The sequence below is a fragment of the Streptomyces sp. NPDC059994 genome (genome assembly GCF_042737755.1).
Taxonomy (GTDB): Bacteria; Actinomycetota; Actinomycetes; order Streptomycetales; family Streptomycetaceae; genus Streptomyces.
The window spans coordinates 1-5480 of sequence record NZ_JBHWUR010000139.1; the positions used below are offsets into that span (position 1 = coordinate 1).

Here is a 5480-nt window from a genome sequence, read left to right on the forward strand (position 1 = left end):
CCGCGGTGGCGCCCCCCCCCCGGGGGGGGGGGGGGGGGGGGGGGGGCCCCGGGGGGGGGGGGGGGGGGCGGGGCCCCCCCCCCCCCCCCCCCCGGCCGGGCCTACTGGCCCGCGTACTTGTTGCTGACCGAGTCGTACACGCCCTTGGCCTCCGGGCCCAGACGCGGGCCCGCCAGCCAGCCGGCCGTCACCGGGCCGATGGAGGTGTTGGAGACCAGCGCGGGCTTGCCGTCGGCGCCCGCGGCGATCCAGCCGCCGCCGGAGGAGCCGCCGGTCATGGTGCAGCCCAGGCGGTACATCGTCGGGGTGCTGGCGTCGAGCGAGAGCCGGCCCGGCTTGTCCTTGCACTGGTACAGCTTCTGGCCGTCGTACGGCGGCGCGGCCGGGTAGCCGTTCGCCGTCATGCTCGCGATCTTCGGCACGGCCGGGGCGTTGAAGTCCACCGGGAGGGCCGTACCGACCGTCTCCTCAAGGGACTTGCCGCCCTTGCCCTTCTCGGGGGTGACGTGCAGCACCGCGAAGTCGTACGGGGCGCCCTGGCCGCCGGTCGGGCCGCCGCCCTGGATCCACTGCTGCGAAGTCTGCGCCCAGTCGGCCCAGTACACGCCGTACGGCGCGATCTGCTGCTTGGTCGCCTTCTGCAGCTGCGCGAGCGACATGTCGGCGTTGTTGTACGAGGGCACGAAGGCGATGTTGCGGTACCAGCCGCCCTTGGCGCCCGCGTGGACGCAGTGGCCCGCCGTCCACACCATGTTGGACTTGCCGGGGTGCGCCGGGTCCTTCACGACGGTCGCGGAGCAGACCATCGAGCCCTCGGGGCCGTCGAAGAAGAGCTTGCCGAGCTGCGGCAGGCTCTGGTGGTACGGGGCCTTCTGGGCCCGGGCCCTGACGGGTGCCGGGGTCGGGTCCGTCACGCCCTTGTCGCCCGAGATGTCGTTGGGGACGGGCTTCTGCGGGGGCTTCTCGGCCTTCCGCATCCGGTCCGGGTCCCACAGGTCCTGGATGATCGGGTTGACGAAGTCCCTGGCCTCACGCAGCCACTTGGACTTGTCCCAGTTCTTCCACTCGCCGTTCTTCCACTTGTCCGGGTCGATCCCGTGCTTCTTGAGCCGGTCCTTGATGTCGTCCGGGATCTGGAGGCCGTCGTCGCCGGCGGTCGCCGAAGCGGTCGGCTTGGCGTCGGCCTTGTCGTCGCCGCCCGGACCGCACGCGGTGGCGGTCAGGGCGAGAGCGGCCGTGAGGCCGAGCGCGGCCAGCACGGGGGAGGTCCGGCGAAGTGCGCCCCTCCCACCACGGGCCGCGGAATTCGGACGTGTCGGTCGCATGTTCTTGATCCCCCTGGGACTTCGGTACTGAAGCTGCTGATGCGCGGTGCAGCCACCGTTGCTCCACCGCTTGCGGTTACTGAAGCGAACCCGACGGCTTCCTCGAAGCCGTCGGCCCACCTCGCTCCGGCCGGAAAGTACCGGCCGAAGTGCGGCCCCCACTATGCCGGTGCCGGTTGGGACGGTGCGCGGCAGGGCCACGGTTCCGCTCCGAAAGGATCTTCGCGCCTGCCCGTGATCCTCCGGCCCCGGCGTCGTTGGTACGTACGGGGGACAACACGCCAGCGTTCTGCCCCACCGTTCGCACCGGGCAACGGGCGTGCCACGGAACCGTCACAGGGTCCCGGCGCGGCTGGCACAGCAGAGCGCGCACCGTGGGAGGACCAGAACTCGTGGCCGTGACCGAATCCGCGCCGGTACCACCGCCGGCCGAGCTTGCGGCCACATCGCCGCGGACACCGCCCGCCCACGAGGGAATCCTGCGGCGGCAGTCCCTGCGCGAGTCCGCCGCCCGGACGTACGCCCGCTCGCTGCCGATCGTGCCCGTGCGCGCCCGCGGACTGACCATCGAAGGGGCGGACGGGCGGCGCTACCTCGACTGCCTCGCGGGCGCGGGCACCCTCGCCCTCGGGCACAACCACCCGGTCGTACTCGAAGCCATCCGCAAGGTCCTCGACTCCGGCGCCCCGCTGCACGCGCTCGACCTGGCCACCCCGGTCAAGGACGCGTTCACCACCGAGCTGTTCACCACTCTGCCGCGCCCCCTGGCCGACCACGCGCGGATCCAGTTCTGCAGCCCGGCCGGGACCGACGCGGTCGAGGCCGCGCTGAAACTGGTCCGCACCGCGACCGGCCGCAGCGGGCTGCTCGCCTTCACCGGGGCGTACCACGGCATGACGGCGGGCGCCCTCGACGCCTCGGGTGGCGCCTCCAACGCGCGCGTGACGCGGCTGCCCTACCCGCTCAACTACCGCTGTCCGTACGGCGTGGGAGGCGAACGCGGCGCCGAGCTCGCCGCCCGCTGGACCGAGAGCCTGCTCGACGACCCCAAGGGCGGAGTGCCCGCCCCGGCCGGGATGATCGTCGAGCCGGTGCAGGGCGAGGGCGGGGTGAACCCCGCGCCCGACACCTGGATGCGCCGGATGCGCGAGATCACCGCCGCCCGCTCCATCCCGCTCATCGCCGACGAGGTGCAGACCGGCGTGGGGCGCACCGGCGCTTTCTGGGGCGTCGAACACAGCGGGATCGTGCCGGACGTGATGGTGCTGTCCAAGGCCATCGGCGGCTCGCTGCCGCTCGCCGTGATCGTCTACCGCGACGACCTCGACGTCTGGCAGCCCGGCGCCCACGCGGGCACCTTCCGGGGCAACCAGCTCGCCATGGCCGCGGGCACCGCGACCCTCGCCTACGTCCGCGAGAACCGGCTCGCCGAACGCGCCGCCCTGCTCGGCGGCCGGATGCTCGCCCGGCTACAGGGCCTGGCCACGGACCACCCCAGCATCGGTGACGTCCGCGGCCGGGGCCTGATGATCGGCGTCGAACTCGTCGACCCCGAGCGCGAGGACCCCCACACCGGCACCCCGGCCGCCGCGCCCACGCTGGCCACCGCCGTCCAGCGGGAGTGCCTGCGCCGGGGCCTCATCGTCGAACTCGGCGGCCGCCACTCCAGCGTCGTGCGACTGCTGCCTCCCCTCACCCTCACCGACGAACAGGCGGCCGCCGTCCTCGACCGGCTGGCCGACGCCCTGGCCGCCGCGGAGCGGGCGGCCCGCCACCGGACCGATGCCGGGCCGTCCCACTGACCCGGTCCCCCACACAAGGAAGCCCACCGTGAACCGCATCCCCGCACCCGACGCGCCCGACGGCCCCGGCCGCCCCACCGCCCCTTGCGGCCCCCTTGCGGCAGAGACGGCGACGGTGCCGCGCCAGAAGGCGGGGATCCACGGCGAACGGCTGCCCGCCGACGACCCGGCCGAGCACGGCCACGATCCCCGGGGCCAAGTCCCCGTGAGCCAGGACCTACTGGACCGGGAGTTTCCAGACCGGGACCTCCTGGACCGGGAGCTTCTGGACCACCCGGACCCGGGAGCCGCGGCCGAGGCCGCGGCCGTCGAGAACCTGCTCCGCTGCTGGGTACGGGAGAACGACCTCGCCGCGCCCGAAGGGCCCGTGCTGCGCCTCCCGCTGCGCGCCAGCGGCACCGCCCTGCTCGTCCCCGTCCGGTACTGGTCCGCCACCGGGTGGCACCGCTTCGGCATGCCCGAGCTCGACGGTGCCCCGCACGGCGCCCCGGCCGTCGACGCCGTCACGGTGGCCGCCCTGATCCACCGCGAGTCCGGCCGCGGCGAGGGCGCCGATCTGGTGGGCCGCGTGGCGGATTCGGTCCGGCGCACCGCGGAGTTCATCGCGGAACGCCGCCGCCACCCCGGCCCCGCCGACGACGCCGACCTCTTCCTCTCCGCCGAACAGTCCCTTCTCCTCGGCCACCCCCTCCACCCCACCCCGAAGAGCCGCGAAGGACTCTCCGAGGCCGAAGCGCGCCTCTACTCACCCGAGTTGTACGGCTCCTTCCCGCTCCACTGGATGGCCGTCGACCGCACCGTCCTCGCCGCCGACTCGGCCTGGACGGACGGCGGCCGCCCGGTCACCGCCGATGAACTCACCGCCCGGCTCGCCGCCGGACTCCACGTCCCGGCGAACACCGTGGTACTGCCCCTGCACCCCTGGCAGGCGCGCGAGCTCGCCCACCAACCGGCCGTCGTCGAACTGCTCGACGCCGGGTCCCTGCGCGACCTCGGCCCGTACGGCGACCCCTGGCACCCCACCTCCTCCGTCCGCACCGTGCACCGGCCCGGCGCCGACGCCATGCTCAAGCTCTCCCTCGGCCTGCGCATCACCAACTCCCGCCGGGAGAACCTCCGCAAGGAACTCCACCGAGGCGTGGAGGTCCACCGGCTGCTGCGCGCCGGCCTCGCCGAGCAGTGGCAGGCGGCGCACCCCGGATTCGACATCGTCCGCGACCCGGCCTGGCTCGCCGTCGACGCCCCGGACGGCCAGCCGGTGCGCGGGCTCGACGTGATGATCCGCCACAACCCGTTCGGCCCCAGCGACGACGCCGTCTGCATCGCCGCTCTGACCGCGCCGCGCCCCCTGCCCGGCCGCCCCGAGACCGCGATGCACTCGCGGCTCGCGGACATCGTGGCCAAGCTCGCCGCCCGCACCGGCCGCCCGGCCCCGGCCGTGGCCGCCGAGTGGTTCCTGCGCTACCTCGACCAGGTCGTCCGCCCCGTGCTCTGGCTGGACGCCACGGCGGGAATCGCACTCGAAGCCCACCAGCAGAACACGCTGGTGCTGCTCGACCCCGACGGCTGGCCCGTCGGTGGCCGCTACCGCGACAACCAGGGCTACTACTTCCGCGAGTCCCACCGGGACGCCCTCGAACGCCGACTGCCCGGAGTCGGCGCCGCCAGCGACACCTTCGTCTCGGACGCCGTCACCGACGAACGCTTCGCCTACTACCTGGGCATCAACAACGTCCTCGGCCTCGTCGGGGCTTTCGGGGCCCAGCGCCTGGCCGACGAGCTTGTACTCCTCGCCGCCCTGCGGCAGTTCCTGGCCAGGGCCACCGCCCTCGGCTCACCGCTGCCCGCGTATCTGCTGGACAGCCCGACCCTGCGCTGCAAGGCCAACCTCATGACCCGGCTGCACGGCCTCGACGAACTCGTCGGCCCGGTCGACACCCAGTCCGTCTACGTCACCATCGCCAACCCCCTTCACACCAACGGAACTTGATCCCCACGAACAGCTGAATGACGAGAGAGGAGCGTCGCCGTGCCTCCCACCGATGCGAGCACCGACGCCGACGCCGGAGCCGGTCCCTCCCCCCAGCACGGCGGCGCCGAGGACACGCTGGACATGCGGCTGCCCTACGAACTCATCGCGCTGTTCGCAGAGTCGAGGACGGCCCGGACCGGCGCGGGGGAGGTGGGAGGCGACAGCGGGGGAGAGGGCAGCGGTGAGGACGGCGTCCCGGACGCCGGTGTGCCGGACGGCGGGGCTCCGGTGTCCGGCGTCCCGGACGCCAGGAGCCCCGACTCCGGTGCGCCGGACTCCGCGACCCTCGGCCGCGATGTGCCGGGCTCCGCGACCCTCGGC

Annotated in this window: 3 protein-coding genes and 1 pseudogene; 3 read left to right on the forward strand and 1 reads right to left on the reverse strand. The window is 73.9% G+C overall.

Annotated elements, in window-relative coordinates:
• Positions 1–101: 101 nt before the first annotated feature.
• On the reverse strand, positions 102–1325 hold the full coding sequence (locus ACFWA7_RS36335) for a trypsin-like serine peptidase (RefSeq protein ID WP_385827350.1): 1224 nt from the start codon (positions 1323–1325) through the stop codon (positions 102–104).
• A 392-nt stretch (positions 1326–1717) separates the two neighbouring features.
• Between ACFWA7_RS36335 and ACFWA7_RS36340 the strand changes: the two genes are divergently transcribed.
• The 3 genes and pseudogenes from ACFWA7_RS36340 to ACFWA7_RS36350 form a co-directional block, all read left to right on the forward strand.
• Positions 1718–3127, forward strand: a complete 1410-nt coding sequence (locus ACFWA7_RS36340; protein ID WP_385546478.1) for a diaminobutyrate--2-oxoglutarate transaminase family protein — start codon at positions 1718–1720, stop codon at positions 3125–3127.
• A 28-nt stretch (positions 3128–3155) separates the two neighbouring features.
• Positions 3156–5117 carry an IucA/IucC family protein gene (locus ACFWA7_RS36345; protein ID WP_385827352.1) on the forward strand — a complete coding sequence of 654 codons (1962 nt, stop codon included), beginning with the start codon at positions 3156–3158 and terminating at the stop codon, positions 5115–5117.
• A 39-nt stretch (positions 5118–5156) separates the two neighbouring features.
• A pseudogene (locus ACFWA7_RS36350) lies at positions 5157–5480 on the forward strand (hypothetical protein); the annotation flags it as partial.